Annotated in this window: 24 protein-coding genes; 18 read left to right on the top strand and 6 right to left on the bottom strand. The window is 59.9% G+C overall.

Going from position 1 to position 23,113, the window contains the following annotated elements; genetic code table 11:
• Positions 1-18 precede the first annotated feature (18 nt).
• The 3 genes from ahpF to M2366_RS01335 all read right to left on the bottom strand — a co-directional run bounded on the left by ahpF (position 19) and on the right by M2366_RS01335 (position 3,471).
• Positions 19-1,602 (bottom strand): alkyl hydroperoxide reductase subunit F, encoded by a 1,584-nt coding sequence (ahpF, locus tag M2366_RS01345; RefSeq protein WP_259268756.1) that lies wholly within the window; start codon positions 1,600-1,602, stop codon positions 19-21.
• Between the two features lie 142 nt (positions 1,603-1,744).
• The gene (gene ahpC, locus M2366_RS01340) at positions 1,745-2,311 is read right to left on the bottom strand and encodes an alkyl hydroperoxide reductase subunit C (protein ID WP_017411392.1); all 567 of its coding nucleotides are present in this window, start codon (positions 2,309-2,311) and stop codon (positions 1,745-1,747) included.
• 695 nt (positions 2,312-3,006) lie between these two features.
• The gene (locus M2366_RS01335; RefSeq protein ID WP_224432679.1) at positions 3,007-3,471 is read right to left on the bottom strand and encodes a CBS domain-containing protein; all 465 of its coding nucleotides are present in this window, start codon (positions 3,469-3,471) and stop codon (positions 3,007-3,009) included.
• A gap of 231 nt (positions 3,472-3,702) precedes the next feature.
• Between M2366_RS01335 and queA the strand changes: the two genes are divergently transcribed.
• The 7 genes from queA to nlpI all read left to right on the top strand — a co-directional run bounded on the left by queA (position 3,703) and on the right by nlpI (position 10,774).
• On the top strand, positions 3,703-4,749 hold the full coding sequence (gene queA, locus M2366_RS01330; protein ID WP_042043731.1) for a tRNA preQ1(34) S-adenosylmethionine ribosyltransferase-isomerase QueA: 1,047 nt from the start codon (positions 3,703-3,705) through the stop codon (positions 4,747-4,749).
• A gap of 75 nt (positions 4,750-4,824) precedes the next feature.
• Positions 4,825-5,958, top strand: a complete 1,134-nt coding sequence (gene tgt, locus M2366_RS01325) for a tRNA guanosine(34) transglycosylase Tgt (RefSeq protein WP_042043732.1) — start codon at positions 4,825-4,827, stop codon at positions 5,956-5,958.
• A gap of 57 nt (positions 5,959-6,015) precedes the next feature.
• A complete protein-coding gene (gene yajC, locus M2366_RS01320; RefSeq protein ID WP_005899993.1) occupies positions 6,016-6,348 on the top strand; it encodes a preprotein translocase subunit YajC in 333 nt (110 codons plus the stop codon).
• Between the two features lie 18 nt (positions 6,349-6,366).
• The gene (gene secD, locus M2366_RS01315; RefSeq protein ID WP_259236707.1) at positions 6,367-8,220 is read left to right on the top strand and encodes a protein translocase subunit SecD; all 1,854 of its coding nucleotides are present in this window, start codon (positions 6,367-6,369) and stop codon (positions 8,218-8,220) included.
• Positions 8,221-8,229: 9 nt separating this feature from the next.
• Positions 8,230-9,177 (top strand): protein translocase subunit SecF, encoded by a 948-nt coding sequence (gene secF / locus M2366_RS01310; RefSeq protein WP_259268755.1) that lies wholly within the window; start codon positions 8,230-8,232, stop codon positions 9,175-9,177.
• Between the two features lie 187 nt (positions 9,178-9,364).
• The gene (locus tag M2366_RS01305) at positions 9,365-9,733 is read left to right on the top strand and encodes a rhodanese-like domain-containing protein (protein WP_224432683.1); all 369 of its coding nucleotides are present in this window, start codon (positions 9,365-9,367) and stop codon (positions 9,731-9,733) included.
• A gap of 90 nt (positions 9,734-9,823) precedes the next feature.
• Positions 9,824-10,774: a lipoprotein NlpI gene (nlpI, locus tag M2366_RS01300; protein WP_306382045.1), complete on the top strand. Its 951-nt coding sequence runs from the start codon at positions 9,824-9,826 to the stop codon at positions 10,772-10,774.
• 61 nt (positions 10,775-10,835) lie between these two features.
• On the opposite strand, the gene M2366_RS01295 is transcribed toward nlpI, so the two are convergent.
• Positions 10,836-11,708, bottom strand: a complete 873-nt coding sequence (locus tag M2366_RS01295; RefSeq protein ID WP_259268754.1) for a U32 family peptidase — start codon at positions 11,706-11,708, stop codon at positions 10,836-10,838.
• Positions 11,709-11,787: 79 nt separating this feature from the next.
• Complete coding sequence (locus M2366_RS01290) at positions 11,788-12,783, bottom strand: peptidase U32 family protein (protein WP_259268753.1); 996 nt, start codon at positions 12,781-12,783, stop codon at positions 11,788-11,790.
• A gap of 185 nt (positions 12,784-12,968) precedes the next feature.
• Between M2366_RS01290 and M2366_RS01285 the strand changes: the two genes are divergently transcribed.
• Positions 12,969-13,502: an SCP2 domain-containing protein gene (locus tag M2366_RS01285; protein ID WP_259268752.1), complete on the top strand. Its 534-nt coding sequence runs from the start codon at positions 12,969-12,971 to the stop codon at positions 13,500-13,502.
• On the opposite strand, the gene M2366_RS01280 is transcribed toward M2366_RS01285, so the two are convergent.
• Complete coding sequence (locus tag M2366_RS01280; RefSeq protein WP_259268751.1) at positions 13,455-13,862, bottom strand: hypothetical protein; 408 nt, start codon at positions 13,860-13,862, stop codon at positions 13,455-13,457. The two genes, M2366_RS01285 and M2366_RS01280, sit on opposite strands and share 48 nt — an antisense overlap.
• 157 nt (positions 13,863-14,019) lie before the next feature.
• Here M2366_RS01280 and trmJ point away from each other — a divergent pair, with 157 nt between their 5' ends.
• From trmJ to pepB (M2366_RS01230), 10 genes are all read left to right on the top strand, one after another.
• Positions 14,020-14,748 carry a tRNA (cytosine(32)/uridine(32)-2'-O)-methyltransferase TrmJ gene (trmJ, locus tag M2366_RS01275; protein WP_259268750.1) on the top strand — a complete coding sequence of 243 codons (729 nt, stop codon included), beginning with the start codon at positions 14,020-14,022 and terminating at the stop codon, positions 14,746-14,748.
• A gap of 89 nt (positions 14,749-14,837) precedes the next feature.
• Positions 14,838-15,341, top strand: a complete 504-nt coding sequence (gene iscR, locus M2366_RS01270; RefSeq protein WP_042043744.1) for a Fe-S cluster assembly transcriptional regulator IscR — start codon at positions 14,838-14,840, stop codon at positions 15,339-15,341.
• A gap of 52 nt (positions 15,342-15,393) precedes the next feature.
• Positions 15,394-16,608, top strand: coding sequence for an IscS subfamily cysteine desulfurase (locus tag M2366_RS01265; protein WP_042043745.1), 1,215 nt, complete (start codon positions 15,394-15,396; stop codon positions 16,606-16,608).
• Positions 16,609-16,651: 43 nt separating this feature from the next.
• The gene (gene iscU, locus M2366_RS01260) at positions 16,652-17,038 is read left to right on the top strand and encodes a Fe-S cluster assembly scaffold IscU (protein WP_005907033.1); all 387 of its coding nucleotides are present in this window, start codon (positions 16,652-16,654) and stop codon (positions 17,036-17,038) included.
• A 15-nt stretch (positions 17,039-17,053) separates the two neighbouring features.
• Positions 17,054-17,377 (top strand): iron-sulfur cluster assembly protein IscA, encoded by a 324-nt coding sequence (iscA, locus tag M2366_RS01255; RefSeq protein WP_005907034.1) that lies wholly within the window; start codon positions 17,054-17,056, stop codon positions 17,375-17,377.
• A gap of 9 nt (positions 17,378-17,386) precedes the next feature.
• Positions 17,387-17,905: a co-chaperone HscB gene (gene hscB / locus M2366_RS01250; RefSeq protein WP_224432689.1), complete on the top strand. Its 519-nt coding sequence runs from the start codon at positions 17,387-17,389 to the stop codon at positions 17,903-17,905.
• Positions 17,906-17,933: 28 nt separating this feature from the next.
• Complete coding sequence (gene hscA / locus M2366_RS01245) at positions 17,934-19,781, top strand: Fe-S protein assembly chaperone HscA (RefSeq protein ID WP_259268749.1); 1,848 nt, start codon at positions 17,934-17,936, stop codon at positions 19,779-19,781.
• Between the two features lies 1 nt (position 19,782).
• A complete protein-coding gene (fdx, locus tag M2366_RS01240; protein WP_005907038.1) occupies positions 19,783-20,121 on the top strand; it encodes an ISC system 2Fe-2S type ferredoxin in 339 nt (112 codons plus the stop codon).
• A 184-nt stretch (positions 20,122-20,305) separates the two neighbouring features.
• Complete coding sequence (gene pepB / locus M2366_RS01235) at positions 20,306-21,595, top strand: aminopeptidase PepB (protein ID WP_259268748.1); 1,290 nt, start codon at positions 20,306-20,308, stop codon at positions 21,593-21,595.
• Positions 21,592-22,875 (top strand): aminopeptidase PepB, encoded by a 1,284-nt coding sequence (pepB, locus tag M2366_RS01230; RefSeq protein ID WP_259268747.1) that lies wholly within the window; start codon positions 21,592-21,594, stop codon positions 22,873-22,875. Before pepB (M2366_RS01235) ends, pepB (M2366_RS01230) begins: the two co-directional genes overlap by 4 nt.
• Positions 22,876-23,113 lie beyond the last annotated feature (238 nt).

Genomic DNA, 23,113 nt, shown 5'->3' with positions numbered 1-23,113 from the left:
CGATCAGGTTGACGGGGCTCAGGCCAGAGCGGGCTCAGCCTGCTGCACCTGAGTGGGCTCAGGCGTGCGAATGAGGTAATCAAAGGCCCCCAATGCGGCGGTGGCGCCGGCGCCCATGGAGATGATGATCTGCTTGAACGGCACCGTGGTGGCGTCGCCCGCGGCGTAGACGCCGGGCAGGGAGGTCGCGCCCTTGGCGTCGATCTCTATCTCGCCGAAACGAGTCAGTGCCACTTCGCTTCCTTTCAGGAACTCGGTGTTTGGCACCAGCCCGATCTGCACGAAGATACCAGCCACCGCGAGATGCTTGATTTCGCCCGTGGTGCGATCTTCGTAATCCATGCCGACCACCTTGCTGCCATCACCGATCACTTCCGTGGTGCGGGCGCTCATGATGATGTCGATGTTGCCCATGGAGCGGGCTTTTTTCTGCAGTACGTCGTCGGCGCGCAGGGTGTCGGCGAACTCCACCACGGTGACGTGTTCGACGATGCCGGCCAGATCGATGGCCGCTTCGATGCCGGAGTTACCGCCACCTATTACCGCCACCCGCTTGCCTTTGAAGAAGGGGCCGTCGCAGTGGGGGCAGTAGGCCACGCCCTTGGTGCGGTATTCAACTTCACCCGGCACGTTCAGATCGCGCCAGCGGGCACCGGTTGCCAGGATCACGGCGCGGCTCTTCAAAGTGGCACCGGAGGCGAGCGCCACATTCACATAGCCGTCTTTGCTGATGGCGGCGGCACGCTGCTCGGTGATGAGCTCAACGCCGTACTGCTTGACATGCTGCTCCAGGCTGGCGGCCAGCTTGGGGCCTTCGGTGTAGGGCACGGAGATGAAGTTCTCGATGCCGACGGTGTCCATCACCTGGCCGCCGAAGCGCTCGGCGACGATGGCGGTGCGGATCCCCTTGCGGGCGGCATAGATGGCGGCAGCAGCGCCAGCCGGGCCACCGCCCACCACCAGCACGTCATAGGGGGCCTTTTCGTTGAGTTCTTCGGCCTTGCGCTCGGCCGCGCCGGTATCGAGCTTGGCGACTATCTCTTCCAGCGAGATGCGACCCTGGCTGAACGGCTGACCGTTCATATAGACGTTCGGCACCGCCATGATCTGACGCTCGTTCACCTCGTCCTGGAACAGTGCACCGTCGATCATGGTGTGGGTGATGCCGGGGTTCAGGGTCGCCATCAGGTTCAGGGCCTGCACCACGTCCGGGCAGTTGTGGCAGGAGAGGGAGATATAGGTCTCGAAGTGGAACTCGCCCTTCAGGTTCTTGACCTGCTCCAGCACGGCCGGATCGGCCTTGGAGGGGTGGCCGCCGCTTTGCAGCAGGGCGAGCACCAGGGAGGTAAATTCATGACCCATGGGGATGCCGGCAAAATGCACGCGCGGTGCCTGGCCTTGTGGCGCCACGCTCATGGAAGGCTTGCGAGTAGCAGTGCCATCGGTCATGGAAATCTTGGGGGACATCTCGCTGATTTCCTGGCCTAAGGCCAGCAGCTCTGCGGATTTGTCACTGTCATTGCCGGACACGCTGATCTCGATGGGATTGACGATGTACTGCAAGTAACCGTTGAGTTGTTGTTTGAGGTTGGTATCTAACATGGTCGAATTCCTTCTTACTGATTGCGGGTCGGCGCCATTACTGAAAACAGAAAGTACGGGATACAGAAAACAGTGAATGCAGAAAGCACTGGGCCAGAAAGCAGACCGGCCCTTGAGTGGGCCGGTCTTGGAGGAGGGAGGCTTAGATTTTGCCTACCAGATCCAGGGACGGGGCCAGGGTGGCATCGCCTTCTTTCCACTTGGCCGGGCACACTTCACCCGGGTGGGAAGCAACGTACTGGGCAGCTTTGACCTTGCGCAGCAGTTCCAGGGCGTCACGGCCGATGCCACCAGCGTTGATTTCAACGATCTGGATGATGCCCTGCGGGTCGATCACGAAGGTGCCACGGTCAGCCAGGCCAGCTTCTTCGATCATCACGCCGAAGTTGCGGGTGATGGCGCCAGTCGGGTCACCAATCATCGGATACTGGATCTTCTGAATGGTGTCGGAGGTGTCATGCCACGCTTTGTGCGTGAAGTGAGTGTCGGTGGAGACAGAGTAGATCTCGACGCCCAGCTTCTTGAATTCGGCGTAGTTGTCAGCCAGGTCACCCAGCTCGGTCGGGCAAACGAAAGTGAAGTCAGCCGGGTAGAAGAACACCACGGACCACTTGCCTTTCAAATCAGCGTCGGAGACCTGAACGAATTTGCCATTGTGGTAGGCGGTAGCGTTGAACGGCTTGATTTCAGTATTGATATAGGTAGACATCTATTTGCTCCTGTGTGTCCCTGGGGCAACGATTTGCGACCCTGGGTTAGTTGACTGGGATGATGATAGGGCCATTCCCCAATCGGTTAAAGCGGCAATTATGAATCGGACAAATCTGTTTTTTAGATTAACCGTCTTGCCTGTACCCAAGATGAATATACCGATCAATTTAGAATAAACATATGTTTTATAAAGATAAGGCAGATGTTCAATCCATCTTTCTCTCATGTCGGAGGGGAATGGTGAGGTGGGCGTGATGTCGCGCCGGGAAGAGCGGTTGGATGAGCAGCGGTAGAGGTTTGCTGAGGAGGGCTGCCTCAGCGGGTGCGAGTCAATGCCGGCATCGATCCTGTCGCTGGCAAAGGGTCTGGCGATACGGCAGGGGGAGGGGAGATAAAAAAATCCCGGCGCCAGGGCCGGGGTATCAAAACAAAGGAATGGCAATAAAAATAAAGACTCACTACGGGGTGTGCAAACTTGCAGACAATGAGAAAACGCTAGGGTGGTTGCACGCGCCACTGGCATTCTCTCGGCAAACATTGCAGGGGAGGAATAATAGTGTGATCCATGTCACACTGCAACCCCATTATGTTCTTTTTATATCAAATATGTGCGTCACCAAGGCCTTTGTGGCGAAATGATCGTCAAATTTGGTGTGTTTTGTAGTTTTATTACCAAATTATGGGGCGATTGACTCAGTGATCGTCAGTGGTATCCCCGATGGGGGAGGGATCGCGATCTTCCATCAGCTCCAGCAAGTTGATCGCCACCGTGATCATATCCGACTCGGTGACGATGCCGATCAGCTCTCCCTTGTCTTGTACCGGCAGGCAGCCATAGCGATGCCGTTGCAGATACAGGGCAGCCTCTTTGATGCCGGCACGGGGGCTGACGGTCGAAACCTTGCGGGTCATGATCTCCTCGAGGCGCACGCTGTCGGTAAATTCGGCCTCCCGCTCAGGGTCAATCAGCAACAGTTTGGATTCGCGGGTCGCCAGTATGTCGGTGAGGGTGACCAGGCCCAGCAACTGTTGCTGCTCATTGACGATGGGGATATGGCGGATCCGCTCCTGCTGCATCAGATCCATTGCCTGTTTGACGCTGTTGTTCGGCCCCAGGGTGAAGGGCTGCTCTGTCATTATCTCGCTCAGGGTCATCATGCAAACCTCCTTGGGGCCAACCTTGTGTGGTTCACTTCACCCTAGCCCAGTGCCGAGGGGCGAAACATGATCGGAGTCAAGGGGAAAGGCGATAGCCGAATTAACGGTTCCTGGTTCACAAAGTCGGTCTGTACCCCTTGTATCCCTTGTGTTTTTGGCCTTTTCGGTTGCCATGCCAGGAGGGGATAACTAGACTAGCCGCCGATCCTATTGCCAAGCCAAGTAGTCACGATGCAAGTATCCGATTTTTCCTTTGAGTTGCCCGATGCGCTGATCGCCCGCTATCCCATGAGCGAGCGCACTGCCAGCCGTCTGCTACAACTCGATGGCGACAGCGGCGCCCTGCGCCACGGCCAATTTGTCGACGTACTCGACCTGCTCAACCCCGGCGATCTGCTGGTGTTCAATAACACCCGGGTCATTCCGGCCCGCATGTTTGGCCAGAAGGCCAGCGGCGGCAAGCTGGAGGTGCTGGTGGAGCGCATCCTGGATGAGAAGAGCGTGCTGGCCCATGTGCGGGCCTCCAAAGCGCCCAAGCCCGGCACCCGTCTCATACTCGATGGCGGTGTGGAAGCCGAGATGCGTGCCCGCCACGACGCCCTGTTCGAGATCCACTTCCTGGACTCCCGTCCGGTGCTGGAGATCCTGGAAGCCATCGGCCACATGCCGTTGCCGCCTTATATTGACAGGCCCGACGAGGATGCCGACAAGGAGCGCTACCAGACCGTCTACAACCAGAAGCCGGGCGCCGTGGCGGCGCCGACCGCGGGTCTGCACTTCGATGAGCCCCTGCTGGCGAAGATCCGGGCCAAAGGGGTGGAGACCGCCTTCGTCACCCTGCATGTGGGAGCGGGCACCTTCCAGCCGGTGCGGGTCGACAAGATTGAAGATCACCACATGCACTCGGAATATGCCGAGGTGCCCCAGGAGGTGGTGGACGCCATAGCCGCGACCCGGGCCCGTGGTGGTCGCGTGATTGCGGTGGGCACCACCTCGGTGCGTTCCCTGGAGAGTGCGGCCAAGGTGACCCTGGCCCAGGGCAAGCCGCTGGCGCCCTTTTTCAGTGACACCGACATCTTCATCTTCCCCGGCTACCAGTTCCAGGTGGTCGATGCCATGGTCACCAACTTCCATCTGCCGGAATCGACCCTGATCATGCTGGTCAGTGCCTTCGCCGGGTATGAGAACGTGATGGCGGCCTATCAGGCGGCCGTGGCCGAGCAGTACCGTTTCTTCAGCTACGGGGACGCCATGTTCGTCACCCGTCGCCGGGGCTGAGCCGAGCTCAGTCCCATATCGGGCCCGTCGGGCTCCCTGCTGTCAGACTGTTTCTCTGACTGAATAGAGGTAGTGATGAAATTTGAACTGAAAACCACTGACGGCCGCGCCCGTCGCGGCCAACTGGTCTTCGAGCGCGGCACCGTGCAGACCCCGGCCTTTATGCCGGTCGGCACCTACGGCACCGTCAAGGGCATGACCCCGGAAGAGGTGCGCGAGACCGGCGCCCAGATCCTGCTCGGCAACACCTTCCACCTCTGGCTGCGGCCGGGGCAGGCGGTGATGCGCGCCCACGGGGATCTGCATGACTTCATGAACTGGCAGGGTCCTATCCTGACCGACTCCGGTGGCTTCCAGGTGTTCAGCCTGGGTCACATCCGCAAGATCACCGAGGAGGGCGTGCATTTCCGTCACCCCATCAACGGTGAGAAGATCTTCCTCGACCCCGAGAAGTCCATGGAGATCCAGTACGATCTGGGCTCCGACATCGTGATGATCTTCGACGAGTGCACGCCGTACCCGGCGACCTATGAAGAAGCCCGCAAGTCCATGGAGATGTCCCTGCGCTGGGCCAAGCGCTCCCGTGACAAGTTTGATGAGATGGGCAACAAGAATGCCCTGTTTGGCATCATCCAGGGCTCCGTCTACGAGCCGCTGCGGGATGTCTCCCTCGACGGCCTGCTCGAGATAGGTTTTGACGGCTACGCGGTCGGCGGCCTGGCGGTGGGTGAGCCCAAGGAAGACATGCATCGCATCCTCGAGCACGTCTGCCCACGGATCCCGGCCGACAAGCCGCGCTACCTGATGGGGGTGGGCAAGCCGGAGGATCTGGTGGAAGGGGTGCGCCGCGGCGTCGACATGTTCGACTGCGTGATGCCGACCCGCAACGCCCGCAACGGTCATCTGTTTACCACGGACGGGGTGGTCAAGATCCGCAACGCCAAGTATCGCGAGGATACCAGCACCCTGGATGCGGACTGCGATTGCTACACCTGCAAGAACTACACCCGCAGCTATTTGTACCATCTGGACAAGTGCAACGAGATATTAGGTGCCCGTTTGAACACCATTCACAACCTGCGTTATTACCAGCGAGTGATGCAGGGTTTGCGGGACGCGATCGAGCAGGGTAAATTAGACGACTTTGTGACTGAGTTTTATCGTCGGCAAGGGAAGGCCGTGCCTCCATTAGCTGAAGAAAACGTGTAATAACAACAACGTATCAGCGCGTTGTGTCTTAAATCCATATCAATAAGAGGTTGTTAAATGAGCATTATCTCCAAGGCCTATGCAGACGTCGGTGCCGGTCCCCAGGGTGGCGGCATGGAAATGATCATCATGCTGGCCGTGTTTGGCCTGATCTTCTACTTCATGATCTATCGTCCGCAAGCCAAGCGTGTGAAGGAACATAAAAACCTGATGAGCTCACTGGCCAAGGGCGATGAAGTGCTCACCTCCGGTGGCCTGGTCGGTAAAATCGCCAAAGTCTCCACCGAGAACGACTATCTGGTACTGGCCCTGAACGATCAGACCCAGGTTACCATCAAGCGTGATTTCGTCACCGCCGTTCTGCCCAAAGGTTCTATCCAGTCCCTTTAATCTCCCAAGGAGCACAGCGTGTTAAACCGCTATCCGCTGTGGAAATACCTGATGGTGATCATCGTGATCGCCATCGGTTTTCTATATGCAGCCCCCAACCTGTACGGTGAAGATCCGGCTCTGCAAGTCTCCGCCAGTCGCGGTGCCGAAGTTCAGCTCAAGACGCTGGATCAGGTTAAAGCGATCCTGGATGAGGCCGCTATTCCGGTCAAACATGCCGCCTTCGAACATGACCAGATCCTGGTCCGTTTCACCAATACCGAAGATCAGCTCAAGGCCCGCGACCTGGTTGCGTCCAAGCTGGGTGATGACTTTGTCACCGCGCTGAACCTGGCGCCGTCCACGCCCGCCTGGCTCGAGGCGATCGGTGCCGCTCCCCTCAAACTGGGTCTCGACCTGCGCGGTGGTGTGCATTTCCTGATGGAAGTGGACATGGCCGAGGCGCTGGTCAAGCAGCAAGATCAGATGGTGCAGGATTTCCGCACCGAGCTGCGTACCCAGAAGATCCGTTACTCTGGGGTGCGCCGCAGCGGCGATCAGGTTGAAATCCTGTTCCGTGATGAAGCGGATCAAGAGAAGGCCATCGCCCATCTGCGCCGCCAGAATGCGGATCTGACCTTCAACAGCGAGCAGAAGGGTGATGACTTCCTGATCCTGGCTACCTTGAGTGAAGCCAAGATCAAGGAGGTGAAGAAGTACGCTCTCGAGCAGAACATCACCATCATCCGTAACCGGGTCAACGAGCTGGGCGTCGCCGAGCCGCTGGTGCAGCAACAGGGTGCCGAGCGCATCGTGGTCGAGCTGCCCGGTATCCAGGATACCGCCCGTGCCAAGGAAATTCTGGGCGCCACCGCGACCCTGGAATTCCATATGGTGGATGAGACCGCCGATCCCCAGGCTGCCGCCGATGGCCGGGTACCGCCGAGCTCCAAGGTCTATACCGATCGCAATGGCCGCCCCGTGGTGCTGCAAAAACGCATCATCCTGACCGGTGACCATATTGTCGGTGCCCAGTCCGGCTTCGACGAGTACAGCCGTCCCCAGGTCAACATCAAGCTCGATGGCCAGGGTGGCAACAAGATGGCCAACTTTACCAAGGACAATGTGGGTAAAGGCATGGCCACCGTATTCATCGAATACAAGCCGGTGGGTCAACCCGGTCCGGACGGCAAGCGCAAGTTCCGCAAGCAGGAAGAGGTGATCAACGTCGCGACTATCCAGTCACGGCTGGGAAGCCAGTTCCGCATCACCGGCATAGACAACGCCAACGAAGCCCACAACCTGGCGCTGCTGCTGCGTGCCGGTGCCCTGATTGCGCCCATCCAGATAGTGGAAGAGCGCACCATAGGCCCGAGCCTCGGTCAGCAGAACATCGACAACGGTATGGAAGCCATCGGCTGGGCCATGCTGGTGATAGTGCTGTTCATGGGGATCTACTACCGTGCGTTCGGTTGGGTGGCCAACCTGGCCCTCACCATGAACCTGGTGCTGATCGTCGGCATCATGTCGATGATACCGGGGGCCACCATGACTCTGCCGGGTATCGCCGGTATCGTCTTGACGCTGGGGATGGCGGTGGATGCGAACGTGCTGATTTACGAGCGTATTCGTGAAGAGATCCGCAATGGTCGCGGGGTGCAGCAAGCCATCCACATGGGCTTCGACCGCGCCTTCTCGACCATCGCCGACTCGAACATCACCTCGCTCATCACCTGTGTGATCCTGTTTGGTATCGGCACCGGGGCCATCAAGGGCTTCGCCCTGACCCTGGGTATAGGTCTGACCGCCTCCATGTTTACGGCCATCACGGTATCCCGCGCCATTATCAACCTGGCCTGGGGTGGACGGCGCATCGACAAGCTGCCGATCTAAGGAAGAGACATGTTTCAGATTCTACATTTTGAAAAGCCCATCCCCTTCATGCGCTTTGCCAAGTCGGGAATGGTGTTCTCTGCCTTTCTGACGATACTCGCCCTGTTCTGCCTGTTCGATCGGGGTTTGAACTGGGGGCTGGACTTTACCGGTGGTACCACCATCGAGGTGGGGTTCCAGCAGTCGGTGAGCCTGGACAAGATGCACGAAGCACTGGCAGAGCGGAAGATTGAAGGGGCGACCCTGCAGTTCTTCGGCTCCAGCCGTGACGTACTGGTGCGCATGACTCCGAAAGAGGGGGTCAAGGTGGAGCAGCAGGGCAACGAAGTCTTGGCAGCTGCGAAGCTGGTCGATGAAGGCGCCATTCTCAAGCGAGTCGAATTCGTCGGCCCTTCGGTGGGTGATGAACTGGCGACAGACGGGGCCTTGGCCATGCTGGCTTCCATCCTCTGTATCCTGGCCTACGTGGCGGTGCGGTTTGAGTGGCGGCTGGCGATGGGGGGTATCCTCTCCCTGGCGCATGATGTCATCATCACCCTCGGCATCTTTGCCTACTTCCAGTACGAGTTCGACTTGACCGTATTGGCGGCCTTGATGACCCTGGTGGGTTACTCCCTGAACGACACCATAGTGGTGTTTGACCGGGTGCGGGAGAACTTCCGCAAGGTGCGCAAAGGAGATACCTCCTACATCATGGATCTCTCCATGACCGAAACCCTGAGCCGGACCATCATCACCTCGGGGCTTACCTTCGTGGTGGTGGTGGCGCTGCTGCTCAAGGGTGGACCCTTGATCCATGGTTTTGCCATCGCCATGGTGATCGGGGTGGCCTTCGGGACCTACTCCTCCATCTATGTGGCGAGTGCCTCCGCCATGTTCTTCGGCATCAAACGGGAGCACATGCTGCCGACCCAAGTCGATAAAGAAGGGGCCGATCTACCAGAGATCATGCCCTGATTGCTGGTCGACAGCCTTGATGAAAGAGAGCGCCTCCGGGCGCTCTCTTTTTTTGAGCGGCGCTATGGGTTGCACAAGGAGGGGGGTGACAAATGCGCCCATCCCCCGTATGGTCATGGCTTGCTATCTTCCGGGCGGGCTCCCATGCCAGCCGTGATCCGCCATTCCTGACCGCAAGGAGCCTTCCATGCAACACAGTCCCCGTTTCCTCGCTTTGGTTGAGGCCATTCGTGGCCAGATTACCGAAACCGATGTGCACCAGATAAAACGTTGGCAGGATGAGGGGCGCACCTTTCACCTGATTGATGTCCGCGAGGAGAGCGAGTGGGCCAAGGGTCATCTGCCGGGGGCCAGTTACCTCGGCAAAGGAGTGATCGAGCGCGATATCGAGGTCCGTTACCCGGATCCTGATACGGAACTCTTCCTTTACTGCGGTGGCGGCTTTCGCTCCATATTGGCGACCGATGCCCTGCAGAAGATGGGATATCGCCATGTGGTCAGCGTCGATGGAGGCTTTCGGGGCTGGTCCGAGGCTGGATACCCTGTCGAATCCTGATTTATTTGTCGAGAAGCAGGCCAGCCACATGACAAAGCCTTGCTTCCTCTTTACCATATGCCAGGTCAAGGGTCTGGGTCGGAGTGTTCATTGAGCGTCAGTAAAGGGATGGGATACCTGCTCGGTGTCCTGGTGTTGCTGCCCCTGTGGGGATGCAGCAGTAGTAGTCAGGTAGAGCCCCCTAAAGTTACCCAACCGCAGCCCACATCGCTGGTGCTGGCGACGCCGTTACAGGTTTCCTATCAGAGCGAACTGGCCCTGGCCCGTCTGGGACAGATGCTGGGTGAGATGGAGCTGACTCCTGAGCAACGTGCCGAGCTGTTCTACGAGCGCGCCGTGGTGTTCGATCGGGTGGGACTGCGTTCCCTGGCCCGGCTCGACTTCAACCGCGCCTTGCGGGAGAAGCCGGACTTTGCCGAGGCCTACAACTTTATCGGTGTCTATCTGGTTCAGCAGCAGAACTATGACGAGGCCTATGAGGCATTTGACTCGGCGCTGGAGCTGGCCCCGGATTATGACTATGCCTATTTGAATCGTGGCATCGCCCTCTATTACGGCAACAGAGCCGCCCTGTCCGTCTCGGACATGAAGCGTTTCTATGATGCCCAGCCCGAAGATCCCTATCGGGCCCTCTGGTTCTATCTGGCCGAGCGCAAACTCGACGAGTCGACGGCCATGAGCCATCTGCGGGATCACCTGAACAAGCAGGGTGATGATGCTTGGAACTGGGATCTGGTGCGCCTTTACACCGGCCAGATCAATGCGACCCAGCTGATGGGCAGCGTGGTGAAAGGGGTCAAGGACAACCGTGAACTGGCCGAGCGCCTGTGCGAGACCTACTTCTATCTCGGCAAGTTCGAGCTGTTCAAGGGTAACCGCAAGGAGGCGATCAGCTACTTCAAGCTGGCGCTGGCCAACAACGTCTATGACTTCATCGAGCACAGATATGCGTTGCTGGAGCTGGAGTTGATGGCGAGAAAGTCGCCGCCCCCGGGCAGTCAGCCCCAGGGCGAGCAAAGCGGCAAACCCGCCGCGCTCTAAGTTGCGCTGTTAACATAAAGGCCTCATTGCGAGGCCTTTATTGTTGTTGTCGGTGCCGTGCTCATTGCGCCAGGCGGATGCCCGGGATCTGGTGCCAGTAGCCGTTGCATTCGCGATCCCCCGAGAGGGGCAGGGGGGCCAGGCCCTGCTGGTTGGCCCTGAACTGGGTCAAGGTATCCAGGGTGTCCATCCCTTGTGGGGAGAGGCGCACCACATCCACCAGACCCGTCATACCGCCAAGCTCATTGCCCAGGTTGTAGCAGTAGCCTGATTGGGTCTGGATCCCATTGAGGTTGAAGAGCGGTTGTCCCTCCCGGCTCAGGGCCTGGCGGCCGGTCGGATAGTGGATGCAGGCCAGCTCGCAGCCATCCTTGGGTTTATCCAGGGAGCGGGCCGTGAAGCAGCGGGCCGAATAGGCCAGCGGCAGATAGCCATGGCCGAACAGTTCCACCTCGAAATGCTGGCGATCCGTTGCCAAGTCCTGGTTGAGGGTGACCAGCCAGTCGCGGGAGAGCTCCACCGGCATCACCCAGCGTGTCATGCCCTGTTTGAGCAGCATGCGCAGCACCTCGGCGTTATAGGCGTTGATGGCGGGGCCGCAGACGAAGGGCACGCCAGCCTCCCGGGCGAGCTGTACGGCGCCCAGATCGTTCGCCTCTATCATCAGCTCGCCATTGTCGACCAGCCGCTTGAGTTCCTTGAGCTCGGACGGAGCCGAAATGAGCGCAAGGGTGGAGAGTACCCCCTGTTTGCCGCTCGCCGCGACCTGCTTGGCGAGGGCTATCCACTCCTCGACCTTGAATTCACGGCGCTTGCTGCACACCGTCTCGCCCAGATAGATGATGTCGGCATCGCTGGCCATGGCGGCCTGATAGAAAGCCTGGGTATCGGTCTTGGGCCAGTAGAAGAGCAGGGGCCCGAGAGAAAATTGCATTAGTTGTGCTCCTTGCCGTCATGTTGGCAGTGGAAGATATTGCCGTCTTGTCTGAGAGAGCGGGACATGGGGCCTCTCTTTATTGCCATTTGCGGTGATAGGCGCCGAGGGTGGTTTGACTGCCCTCGGAGACGCGGGCGAGCTGGGCATCCCACTCGGGCTTGACGCAGTAGTGCTCGGGATCGCACAGGTAGCTGTCGATGGCGGCGCGCCATACCCGGGTGACCTGCTCGACGTAGGCCGGGCTGCGCTGGCGCCCCTCAATCTTTACTGACTGCACGCCGGCACCAAACAGCTCGGGCAACAACCCCAAGGTGTTGAGGCTGGTGGGTTCCTCCAGGGCATGATAAGTCTGGCCATCCACCTCGAAGCGCCCCTTGCACAGGGTCGGGTAGCCGGCGTTTTCACCGGGTCCGTAGCGATCGATCAGCACCTCGTTGAGCCTGGACTCGAGCCCTTTTGGGGTCTCTTCCCAGCGCACGTACTTGGCCGGTGAGCAGGCGCCGACGGTGTTGGGGCTCTCCCCGGTCAGGTAGGAGGAGAGGTAGCAGCGCCCCTCCGCCATGATGCAGAGGCTGCCAAAGGCGAAGACTTCCAGGCCGACGTCGGTCTCGCGGGACAACTGCCTGACCTGATGCATGGAGAGCACCCGGGGCAGCACAATGCGGGTCGCCTTGAACCCTTGCTGATAGAAGCGGATCGCGGCGGCATTGGTGGCGCTGGCCTGCACCGAGACATGGAGTTCCATCTCGGGGTAGCGGCGGCTGGCATAATCGAGCACGGCCAGATCGGCGATGATGAGCGCATCGGCGCCGAGTTCCACGCCTCTGTCTACCGCTTGTTGCCACCTGGCATGCTGGTTTGGGTGGGCGAAGGTGTTGATGGCGATATGCAGCTTGCGGCCATGTTGATGGACATAGTCGACCGCTTTTTCCAGCTTGCCGCCATCGAAATTGAGCCCCGCGAAATGGCGGGCATTGGTGTCATCCTTGAAGCCGATATAGACGGCATCTGCGCCGTTATCCACGGCACTTTTCAGGGCCGGCAGGCTGCCTGCCGGGCAGAGTAATTCCATCGGTTGTGCTCCGATCACGCAAAAGTGTCCCGATTGTATGCAGGGTTGTCGTCACGCTTTTTGACCTGAGGCAGTTTTCGGTGGCTTTACCCAGAGAGGGTTAACCGCGCACAAGTTTGATTTTCAACAGGATCCATCTCCCCGGCCTGTGTTTGAATGCCCGAAAACCTCATGAGGAGTGAACCGTGTTTCAACAACTGCAGTACCGTCTGGTCGAACGGGCCCCCCAACTGCTGCGCCGCCCTTTGGGGCTGGTGCCCTTTACCCTGCAGCGCAGGTTGATGGAACCCTTGCTGGCCCGGGTGTTTCGGGAGGCTATCGCGGACGGGGATCTCGACTTCCTGACGGACAAGTGGCTGAAGGTCGAGGTGACGGATCTGGCACTGTCCTGGTTCATCAGCCTGCGCGAAGGTCAGCTGGCGGTGGTCAAGGGGGCGCCTCGGGTGGATGTCAGCTTCAGCGGTGGCGCCGAGGATCTCATCCTCATCGCGGCGCGCAAGGAAGATCCGGACACGCTCTTCTTCCAGCGTCGCCTCAAGATTGAAGGGGATACCGAGCTTGGCCTCGAGCTCAAGAACCTGATAGACAGCCTGGATCTGGCCTCCCTGCCTGCCTTGCTCAAGTACCCCTTGCTGGATCTGGCGCACCTCATCGAGCGCGGAAAGGGAGCCTCAGAACAAACGGTGGCGACGGCGCAAGGTGCAGCGCTTCAGTTGTGACGCCAGCCCCGGGGTATGGTGGCGATGCAAGTGCCTTGCCCAGAGGCAGCGCAGGGCCCAGCAAGCGGCAAGCAGCGCCAGCCAACGCCCTTGCTCTTGCTGGCCCAGGGCAATGGCCAGCCCTAGCAGGAGAAAGGGCTGCGCTTCATAGAGCCATTCGGGGCTAAACCAGCGATGCCGCGGATAGACCACCAGATCGGTGCGCCTGTAGCTGGAGCGCATCATCCAGATCAGGGCGCCACAGCCAAACAACAGGGCGCCAGCCCCCCATAGCAGGGGGTGATGACCAAGCAGTAGCAGCAGGCTCCCCCCGCCCAGATAAGCGCTTGGCAAACTTTCGTATAACCTGCGTGGCAACATGCCGGCGTACCTCTGAACCGTCTCCCTATCTTGTTAGTCCCGACTCCCTGGGGGATTAGTTCCCGCTTACCGTGAAATGGATCGGTATTTACGATGCCAAAAGGGGGATTGGCTATGTTACAATTGCGCGCCATTTTTCACGAAAGATTGACCGGGCATGTTGGATAAGATTCGTATCGTCTTGGTAAACACCTCTCACACCGGCAACATGGGCTCGGCCGCTCGCGCCATGAAGACCATGGGCCTGAGCAATATGATACTGGTTGATCCCCAGGAGCTGCCCGATAGCCATGCTAACGCCTTGGCGGCGGGTGCCAGCGACATACTGGCCAATGCCCGTGTCGTTGCGACCCTGGATGAGGCGATCGCCGATTGTGCCCTGGTGATCGGTACCAGCGCGCGCTCGCGTACCCTGAGCTGGCCCATGCTGGATCCGCGCGAAGCGGGAGAGCAGCTGGTGAGGGAGGCGAACCAGCATCCGGTTGCCTTGGTCTTTGGCCGTGAGCGCACGGGCCTCACCAATGACGAACTGCAGAAGTGCCACTTCCATGTGGCCATTCCGGCCAATCCCGAATATAGCTCCCTCAACCTCGCCATGGCGGTGCAGACCCTCTGCTACGAGATACGCATGCACTGGCTGGCGAGCCAGGAGCAGGCCCCAGAGCCCATGAACGAGGTCGCCTACCCGAGTGGTGAACAGCTTGATGGCTTTTATCGCCATCTGGAGCAGACACTGCTGCAGACCGGCTTCATTAGCGAAGAGCATCCGGGGCAGGTGATCAACAAGCTGCGTCGCCTGTTCAATCGGGCCCGCCCCGAGGCGGTCGAACTCAACATCTTGCGCGGCATATTGACGTCGGTTCAGAAACCAAGACCGCAGGATTAATCCCGACTAAAACGGTCAACTATATACTTGACTGAATTAGTCGGGTATGTGACCATTATTGCCAATTGGTTCGCAAGACGGTAACGGATATGAGACTGACTTCCAAAGGACGTTATGCAGTAACCGCCATGCTCGACGTGGCGTTGCATGCTGATCAGGGGCCTGTGCCCCTGGCCGATATTTCCGAGCGCCAGGGCATCTCTCTCTCCTATCTGGAACAGTTGTTTGCCCGCCTGCGCAAGCATGGTCTGGTGAGCAGTGTGCGCGGCCCCGGCGGCGGATATCGACTCGGTCTGGATCCGGCGGCCATCTCGGTCGGCCAGGTGATCACCGCAGTCGATGAGTCGGTCGATGCCACCAAGTGCTTGGGGAAAGGTGGCTGCCACGGTGGCACCCAGTGTCTGACCCACTCCCTGTGGCGCGATCTCAGTGAGCGCATCTCCAGTTTCCTCGGTGATATCTCCCTGGCCGAACTGGTCGGGCAGACAGATGTACGCCGCATTGCTGACAAGCAAGATGAACAGATGAAGACCGTGTTGTCCCTGGTTGATCGGGTAGAACGCGGCGATGTGAGCTTGAAAGTCCAACTATAAACGTGCTTTCCACAGCCAACCGATGTGTGGTGGGTCTGTAACGGAGAAAAAGATGAAACTGCCTATATACCTTGATTATTCGGCAACCTGCCCTGTTGACCCCAGAGTCGCAGAGAAGATGATGCAGTGCCTCACCATGGATGGCCTGTTCGGCAATCCAGCTTCCCGTTCTCACCGTTTCGGCTGGCAGGCTGAAGAGGCGGTCGACCTGGCCCGTAATCAAGTGGCAGAGCTCATTGGTGCCGATCCCCGCGAGATCGTGTTCACCTCTGGTGCGACTGAATCCAATAACTTGGCCATCAAGGGCATAGCACACTTCTATGCCAGCAAGGGCAAGCACATCATCACCTCCAAGACTGAACACAAAGCGGTGCTCGACACCTGCCGTCAGCTGGAGCGTGAAGGCTATGAGGTGACTTACCTCGAGCCGCTGCCCAACGGTCTGTTCACCCTTGAGCAGATTGAAGGCGCCATGCGCGACGACACCGTGCTGGTCAGCATCATGCACGTCAATAACGAGATCGGCGTGGTGCAAGACATCGCGGCCATCGGCAACCTGTGCCGTTCGCGCAAGATTTTCCTGCACGTCGATGCCGTTCAGAGCGCGGGCAAGATCCCGGTCGATGTCGAGGCCCTCAAGGTCGATCTGCTCTCCGTCTCCGCTCACAAGGTCTATGGCCCCAAAGGCATCGGTGCCCTCTATGTGCGCCGCAAGCCCCGCGTTCGTCTGGAAGCCCAGATGCACGGTGGCGGTCATGAGCGCGGCATGCGCTCCGGCACCCTGCCGACTCATCAGATTGTCGGCATGGGCGAGGCGTTCCGCATCGCCAAAGAAGAGATGGCCAGTGAAGCGCCGCGGATGATGGCCCTGCGCCAGCGTCTGTGGGACGGGGTGAAAGACATGGAAGCCGTTTACATCAACGGTGACCTCGAGCAGCGCGTGCCGGGCAACCTCAACGTCAGCTTTGCCTATGTGGAAGGGGAATCCCTCATCATGGCACTCAAGGATCTGGCGGTCTCTTCCGGCTCAGCCTGTACCTCCGCCAGCCTGGAACCCTCTTATGTATTGCGCGCCTTGGGTCTGAACGACGAGCTGGCACACAGCTCCATTCGTTTCACCATGGGTCGCTTCACGACAGAAGAAGAGATCGACTATGCAGTCGAGCTTATCCGTGGCTCCATCGGTCGTCTGCGCGAGATGTCTCCCCTGTGGGAGATGTACAAGGACGGCGTCGATCTGAACACGGTCGAATGGGCACACCACTGATCCTCAAGATCAGTGGCTACAACGGAATTAGCAGGAGTTAATCATGGCTTACAGTGAAAAAGTAATAGACCACTACGAAAACCCCCGTAACGTCGGTGGTTTCGACAAGAACGATCCCAGCATTGCCACCGGCATGGTCGGTGCCCCTGCGTGCGGCGACGTCATGAAGTTGCAACTGAAGATCAGTGATGCTGGCATCATCGAAGATGCCAAGTTCAAGACCTATGGTTGTGGCTCTGCCATTGCCTCCAGCTCCCTGGTGACCGAATGGGTCAAGGGCAAGACCCTGGACGAAGCGGCTGGCATCAAGAACACCGACATCGCCGAAGAACTGGCACTGCCACCGGTCAAGATCCACTGCTCCATCCTGGCTGAGGATGCCATCAAGGCAGCCATCGCCGACTACAAGCAGAAGAAAGGTCTCGTTTAAGGTCCGGAGAGCAGTATGGCCATTACCATGACAGCATCCGCGGCAGAGCGGGTATCCAGTTTTCTGATCAACCGGGGCAAGGGCTTGGGCCTGCGCCTCGGCGTCAAGACCACCGGCTGCTCTGGGCTCGCCTATGTGCTGGAATTCGTCGATGAGTTGAATGACGGGGACAAGGTGTTCGAGCAAGAGGGTGTCAAGATCATCGTCGACGCCAAGAGCCTTGCCCACCTGGATGGCACCGAACTGGACTTCGTCAAGGAGGGCCTCAACGAGGGCTTCCAGTTCAACAACCCCAACGCCAAGGGCGAGTGTGGTTGTGGCGAAAGTTTCAGTGTCTAAGGGTACCTCATGAACCATTTCGAGTTGTTCGGTCTGGCGCAGGGGTTCGAACTTGATATCCGCCAGCTGGGGGATACCTACCGTCAACTGCAAACTCAGTTCCATCCTGATCGTTTCGCCACCGCTCCCGAACGGGAGCGGCTGGCTTCAGTGCAGCAAGCCGCTCGCATCAATGATGCCTTCTCTACCCTCAAAGCCCCCTTGCGCCGTGCTGAGTATCTGCTCTCCCTGCGTGGCACCGACATTCGCGCCGAACAGCAAACCCTGCAAGATACGGGGTTTCTGATGCAGCAACTGGAGTGGCGTGAACGCCTCGCAGACCTCAAGTCCGAGGCGCAACCTGAGACGGCCATCGCGGATTTTCGCCGCGAAATCGACCAGGAGCATCACCACCTGATGCAACAGCTGACCGAGACGCTCGCCATGGGCGAGGATCTCAAGGCGGCCGATTGCGTGCGCAAACTCAAGTTCGTCGACAAGTTGCTCGAAGAGCTGGAGCGCTTCGAAGACTCGCTGTTCGAATATTGATCTTCTAACGCTGGAAATGTGATACCCCATGGCATTACTGCAAATCGCCGAGCCCGGCCAGAGCGCCGCGCCTCATCAGCATAAACGTGCCGTCGGCATCGATCTGGGCACCACCAATTCGCTGGTTGCCGCGGTGCGTAGCGGTCAGGCCGATACGCTCAATGACGCACAGGGTCGCGCCCTGCTGCCTTCTGCCGTCCACTATCAGGCTGACAGCATCCGGGTCGGTTTCGATGCGAAAGCCGAGGCCGCCCAGGATCCCCAGAACACCATCATTTCGGTCAAACGCATGATGGGCAAGGCGCTGGCGGATCTGGATACCCGCCAACAGCCCTACGAATTCGTGGCAAGCGACAAGGGATCACCGCAGATCCTCACTCGCCAGGGGCTGGTCAATCCGGTGCAGGTCTCGGCTGAAATTCTCAAAGCGCTGGCCGCCCGTGGCGCCGCGACCCTGGGCGGCGACCTCGACGGCGTAGTGATTACCGTACCCGCCTATTTCGATGACGCCCAGCGCCAGGGCACCAAGGATGCGGCTCGCCTTGCCGGTCTGCATGTGCTGCGTCTGCTCAATGAGCCCACCGCCGCCGCCATCGCCTATGGCCTGGATTCGGGGCAGGAGGGGGTGATTGCCGTGTACGATCTCGGCGGCGGTACCTTCGACATCTCTATACTGCGTCTGCATCGTGGCGTGTTTGAAGTGATGGCCACCGGCGGTGATTCCGCCCTGGGTGGCGATGACTTTGATCACCTGCTTGCCGACTGGCTCAAGGCCCGGGCCGGGCTGGAAGGGCAGCTGGATGCGCGCCTGCAACGGGAACTGCTCGATGCCGCAACCGCCATCAAGCATGGACTGACCGATGCAGACACTGTCTCCTGTGCCTTCGCCGGCTGGCAGGGCGAATGCTCCCGCGGCCAGTTGGACGAACTGATTCTGCCCCTGGTCAAGCGGACCCTGCTGGCCTGTCGCCGGGTCCTGAAAGATGCCGGTCTCAGTGCCGATGAGGTGCTGGAAGTGGTCATGGTCGGCGGCTCAACTCGCGTGCCGCTGGTGCGTGAGCAAGTCGGTAGTTTCTTTGGCCGCACGCCGCTCACCAGCATAGATCCGGACAAGGTGGTGGCTATCGGCGCAGCCATTCAGGCCGATATTCTGGTGGGCAACAAACCCGATGCCGAGATGCTGTTGCTGGATGTGATCCCGCTCTCCCTGGGACTCGAGACCATGGGCGGCCTGGCCGAGAAGGTGATCCCGCGCAATACCACCATACCGGTGGCTCGCGCCCAGGAGTTCACTACCTTCAAGGATGGCCAGACTGCCATGGCAATCCATGTGGTGCAGGGTGAGCGGGAACTGGTGGCAGATTGCCGCTCCCTTGCCCGCTTCACCCTGACCGGGATCCCGCCGATGGCGGCAGGCGCGGCTCATATCAGAGTTACCTTCCAGGTGGATGCCGATGGCTTGCTTTCGGTCAGTGCCATGGAGAAATCCTCCGGGGTTCAGGCTGACATTCAGGTCAAACCCTCTTACGGACTGGCCGAGGATGACATCCTCAGCATGCTGACCGCCTCCTTCGAGCATGCGGAACAGGATATGGCCGCCCGTATGCTGGCCGAACAGCAAGTGGACGCGGACCGGGTGATCGAGAGCCTCAATGCTGCGCTGGCCGTGGATGGTGAGGCGCTGTTGAGCTCGGCCGAGCGCAGCGAAATCGACGGGGCCATCGCCCACCTGCTGGCCATGCGTGCCACAGGAACAACCAATCAAATCAAAGATGCCATCGAGGCGGCGGATGCTGCCAGTGGCGAGTTTGCCTCCCGTCGCATGGATGCCTCCATCCGCAAGGTGCTGACTGGCCAAGACGTTAACAAGGTGTGATATGCCAAAACTGATCATTTTGCCCCATCCCGAACTCTGCCCGGAAGGGGCTGCCCTGGAAGGGGCAAGCGGTGAAACCATATTGGACATCGCCCTGCGCAATGGCATAGAGATAGAGCATGCCTGCGAAAAGTCCTGCGCCTGCACCACCTGTCACTGCGTGGTGCGTGAGGGGTTTGATTCCCTTGAGCCGAGCGATGAGCTGGAAGATGACATGCTGGACAAGGCCTGGGGTCTGGAGCCCGAGTCCCGTCTGAGCTGTCAGGCGCGTCTGGCGGATGAGGATCTGGTGGTGGAGCTGCCCAAGTACACCCTCAACCTCGCCTCCGAGCGGCACTGATTGCGCACTGGTTAATTGAGCATGCAGTCAGTCCTGACATAAAAGTGATATGGTGAAGGCCGTGACCCGAAAGGGGACGGCCTTTTTTATCGCCCGATTTTCCGTGTTCCGCCAGTTCGGATTGCAGGGCGAGAAGCCGACAATTTGCCAAAAAGAGTATGCCAAAGAAAAGGAAGCAAGAGAGATGGCTGAGATGATGAATGTAGTGTTGTCCACCCAGGCCGCCGCCGCTCACTGGGGCGAGGGTGCCCTGTTGAGTTTTAATGGCGATGAGACCCTGGTGCATCTTGATAAAGAGCCGTTGCGCGCCATCCAGCGTGCCGGTCGTCGCCTGGAGTCCTCCGGCATCAAGCGGGTTCGCCTGGCTGGTGAAGCCTGGGATCTGGAGCGCCGTTTCGCCTTTGCCCAAGGTTTCTATGCCGCCAAGGGCGAGCGGGTGCTGGCGTTCGGCGAGCAGTCGGCCGAGGATGCCAAGGCCCTCGATGGCCTGCTCAAAGCGAGTGCCTGGGTGCGGGACGTGACCAACGGCTGCCCGGAAGAGATCTACCCCATGAGCCTGGCGGAATCAGCCCTGCTGCTCATTCGCGGTCTGGCCGGTGACAAGGTGACCGCGCGCATCACCAGCGGTGAAGCCTTGAAGGAGGCGGGTCACATCGGCATCTGGTCGGTGGGACGGGGCAGTGAGCGCGAACCCGTGCTGCTGGAGCTCGATTACAACCCGACTGGCAACCCGGACGCGCCGGTGGCGGCGGCCTTGGTCGGCAAGGGGATCACCTTCGACTCCGGCGGCTACAGCATGAAGTCATCCGATGGCATGCTGCCGATGAAATCGGACATGGGTGGCGCCGCCATGGTAACCGGGGGTCTGGCACTGGCCATCGCCCGTGGCCTGGACAAGCGGGTCAAGCTCATCCTCTGCTGCGCCGAGAACCTGGTCTCCGGCCACGCCTTCAAGCTCGGCGACATCCTTACCTATCGCAACGGCATCAGTGTCGAGATCCAGAATACCGACGCCGAGGGCCGCTTGGTGCTGGCCGATGGCCTGCTGACGGCGGGCGAAAGTGGCGCGCCTTATATCCTGGATGCCGCCACCCTGACCGGCGCCGCCAAGATGGCGCTGGGGCGTGATTACAATGCGTTGTTCGCCCTGGATGAGGCCGAACATGCCCGTGGCCTGGCTGCCGCCAAGGCGGAGCATGAGAAAGCCTGGGTGCTGCCGCTGGAGACCTGGCACCAGGGCCAGCTCGGCTCCTCGTTTGCCGACATGAGCAACGTGGCCACGGCCGAGGGCACAGCCGGCGCCACCACGGCCGCCGCCTTCCTGTCGCGCTTCGTCCGTGACGAAGGCAAGGGGTGGCTGCACATGGATTTGGCGGGCGCCTACCAGAAAGCGGGTAACGATCTGTGGGCCACCGGTGCCAAGGGTCATGGCCTGCGCACCATTGCACGTTGGCTCGAAGAGGTTTCTGCATGAACATCTGGTTAAGTCGTGAATTTGCCAGCGCCGAATGGGGTGAGGGCGCGCTGGTCTCCCACCGCGCCGATGGCGCCCAGATCCATCTGGTGAGTGCGAGCCCCTTGCAGGATATCCAGCAGGCGGCGCGTCGTCTCTGCAACCAGGGGATCTACAAGGTCAGCCTGGCTGGTCACTGGGACAGGGAGCAGCAGTGGGCTTTCGCCCAAGGGTTGCAGACCCCGAAACGGGAGGTGGAACTGCAATGGGCCACCTGCAGCGAGGAGGACAGGGCCGAACTGGAGGCTCGCTGGCTGTGCGGACGCTGGGTGCGCGAGATGACCAACGCCACCCCCGAGCAGTTGGGGCCATTGGACTTGGCGGTCGAAGCAGCCGCTTTTATTACCGAACTGGCACCGGACAGAGTGAGCCATCGCATCCTCAAGGGAGAAGCCCTGGCTCAGGCGGGTTGGGTCGGTCTCTATCAGGTCGGGCGCGGCAGCGATCGCGAACCCGTCATGCTGGAGCTGGACTTCAACCCGAGCAAGGATCCCAAGGCCCCGGTCGCGGCGGCCCTGGTTGGCAAGGGCATCACCTTCGATTCGGGCGGCTACTCCATGAAGACCTCCCAGGGCATGCTGACCATGAAGCATGACATGGGAGGCGCCGCCATCGTCACTGGCGCCCTGGCGCTGGCCATGCTGCGCGGTCTGAACAAGCGGATAAAGCTGATCCTGTGCTGCGCCGAGAACCTGGTCTCGGGCCACGCCTACAAGCTGGGTGATATTCTGACCTACAAGAACGGCACCACGGTGGAGATAGTGAACACCGATGCCGAGGGGCGCCTGGTGCTGGCCGATGGCCTGCAGCTCGCCGGTGAATCCGGTGCGCCGCTTATCATCGATGGCGCCACCCTGACGGGGGCGGCGGTGATGGCGCTGGGGGGGCGTTACAATGCCCTGTTCGGCCTGGACAAGGGGCTGGTGAGCCGGGCCATGGCCTATGCGGAATCCGAGCAGGAAGCCGCCTGGCCGTTGCCGCTCGAACCCTGGCATAGCCAGCAGTGTCCGTCCCACTATGCCGACACCGCCAACAGTCGCCCGGTGCCGGGTGGCGGCCCGGGTGGCGCCTCCAACGCGGCCGGTTTCCTCTCCCGCTTCGTTGCCAACGAGGGGCAGGGCTGGCTGCACATCGATCTCGCTGCGTGCTTCAACGAGAACGGCGATGGCCTGTGGGCGCCGGGGGCCAATACCCTGGGGATGCGCACCATAGCCCGTGCCCTGCAGGAAGAGACCCGCTGAGGCACCGTCCAGTGCGGGATCCTGTAGCACTGTGATCAGAAGGCGCCATGATGGCGCCTTCTTGCTTTGCCAAGAGCCACACTACCCATTTTTGAGCCAATAGCCGCCTGCGAGTCGGAAGGAAGGGCGCAGTCGCCGCCGGATACCGGGCTGCGATGCCAGCAAGAGACGCTAGCTTTTACGGCCTTTACCAAGATATCGTGGGGAAGAGCACATTTTTTGTGCTTGAGCTGCGGCA

The organism is Aeromonas sp. BIGb0405 (assembly GCF_024807335.1).
In the GTDB taxonomy this organism is placed as follows: Bacteria; Pseudomonadota; Gammaproteobacteria; order Enterobacterales; family Aeromonadaceae; genus Aeromonas; species Aeromonas rivuli.
This window is presented reverse-complemented; position numbering and strand designations above follow the sequence as displayed.

Bases quoted from the DNA above. Each gene is read 5' to 3' on its own strand.
- ahpF (WP_259268756.1), bottom strand. From the start codon at position 1,602: ATGTTAGATACCAACCTCAAACAACAACTCAACGGTTACTTGCAGTAC.
- ahpC (WP_017411392.1), bottom strand. From the start codon at position 2,311: ATGTCTACCTATATCAATACTGAAATCAAGCCGTTCAACGCTACCGCC.
- M2366_RS01335 (WP_224432679.1), bottom strand. From the start codon at position 3,471: ATGATGACCCTGAGCGAGATAATGACAGAGCAGCCCTTCACCCTGGGG.
- queA (WP_042043731.1), top strand. From the start codon at position 3,703: ATGCAAGTATCCGATTTTTCCTTTGAGTTGCCCGATGCGCTGATCGCC.
- tgt (WP_042043732.1), top strand. From the start codon at position 4,825: ATGAAATTTGAACTGAAAACCACTGACGGCCGCGCCCGTCGCGGCCAA.
- yajC (WP_005899993.1), top strand. From the start codon at position 6,016: ATGAGCATTATCTCCAAGGCCTATGCAGACGTCGGTGCCGGTCCCCAG.
- secF (WP_259268755.1), top strand. From the start codon at position 8,230: ATGTTTCAGATTCTACATTTTGAAAAGCCCATCCCCTTCATGCGCTTT.
- M2366_RS01305 (WP_224432683.1), top strand. From the start codon at position 9,365: ATGCAACACAGTCCCCGTTTCCTCGCTTTGGTTGAGGCCATTCGTGGC.
- M2366_RS01295 (WP_259268754.1), bottom strand. From the start codon at position 11,708: ATGCAATTTTCTCTCGGGCCCCTGCTCTTCTACTGGCCCAAGACCGAT.
- M2366_RS01290 (WP_259268753.1), bottom strand. From the start codon at position 12,783: ATGGAATTACTCTGCCCGGCAGGCAGCCTGCCGGCCCTGAAAAGTGCC.
- M2366_RS01280 (WP_259268751.1), bottom strand. From the start codon at position 13,862: ATGTTGCCACGCAGGTTATACGAAAGTTTGCCAAGCGCTTATCTGGGC.
- trmJ (WP_259268750.1), top strand. From the start codon at position 14,020: ATGTTGGATAAGATTCGTATCGTCTTGGTAAACACCTCTCACACCGGC.
- iscR (WP_042043744.1), top strand. From the start codon at position 14,838: ATGAGACTGACTTCCAAAGGACGTTATGCAGTAACCGCCATGCTCGAC.
- M2366_RS01265 (WP_042043745.1), top strand. From the start codon at position 15,394: ATGAAACTGCCTATATACCTTGATTATTCGGCAACCTGCCCTGTTGAC.
- iscU (WP_005907033.1), top strand. From the start codon at position 16,652: ATGGCTTACAGTGAAAAAGTAATAGACCACTACGAAAACCCCCGTAAC.
- iscA (WP_005907034.1), top strand. From the start codon at position 17,054: ATGGCCATTACCATGACAGCATCCGCGGCAGAGCGGGTATCCAGTTTT.
- hscB (WP_224432689.1), top strand. From the start codon at position 17,387: ATGAACCATTTCGAGTTGTTCGGTCTGGCGCAGGGGTTCGAACTTGAT.
- hscA (WP_259268749.1), top strand. From the start codon at position 17,934: ATGGCATTACTGCAAATCGCCGAGCCCGGCCAGAGCGCCGCGCCTCAT.
- fdx (WP_005907038.1), top strand. From the start codon at position 19,783: ATGCCAAAACTGATCATTTTGCCCCATCCCGAACTCTGCCCGGAAGGG.
- pepB (WP_259268748.1), top strand. From the start codon at position 20,306: ATGGCTGAGATGATGAATGTAGTGTTGTCCACCCAGGCCGCCGCCGCT.
- pepB (WP_259268747.1), top strand. From the start codon at position 21,592: ATGAACATCTGGTTAAGTCGTGAATTTGCCAGCGCCGAATGGGGTGAG.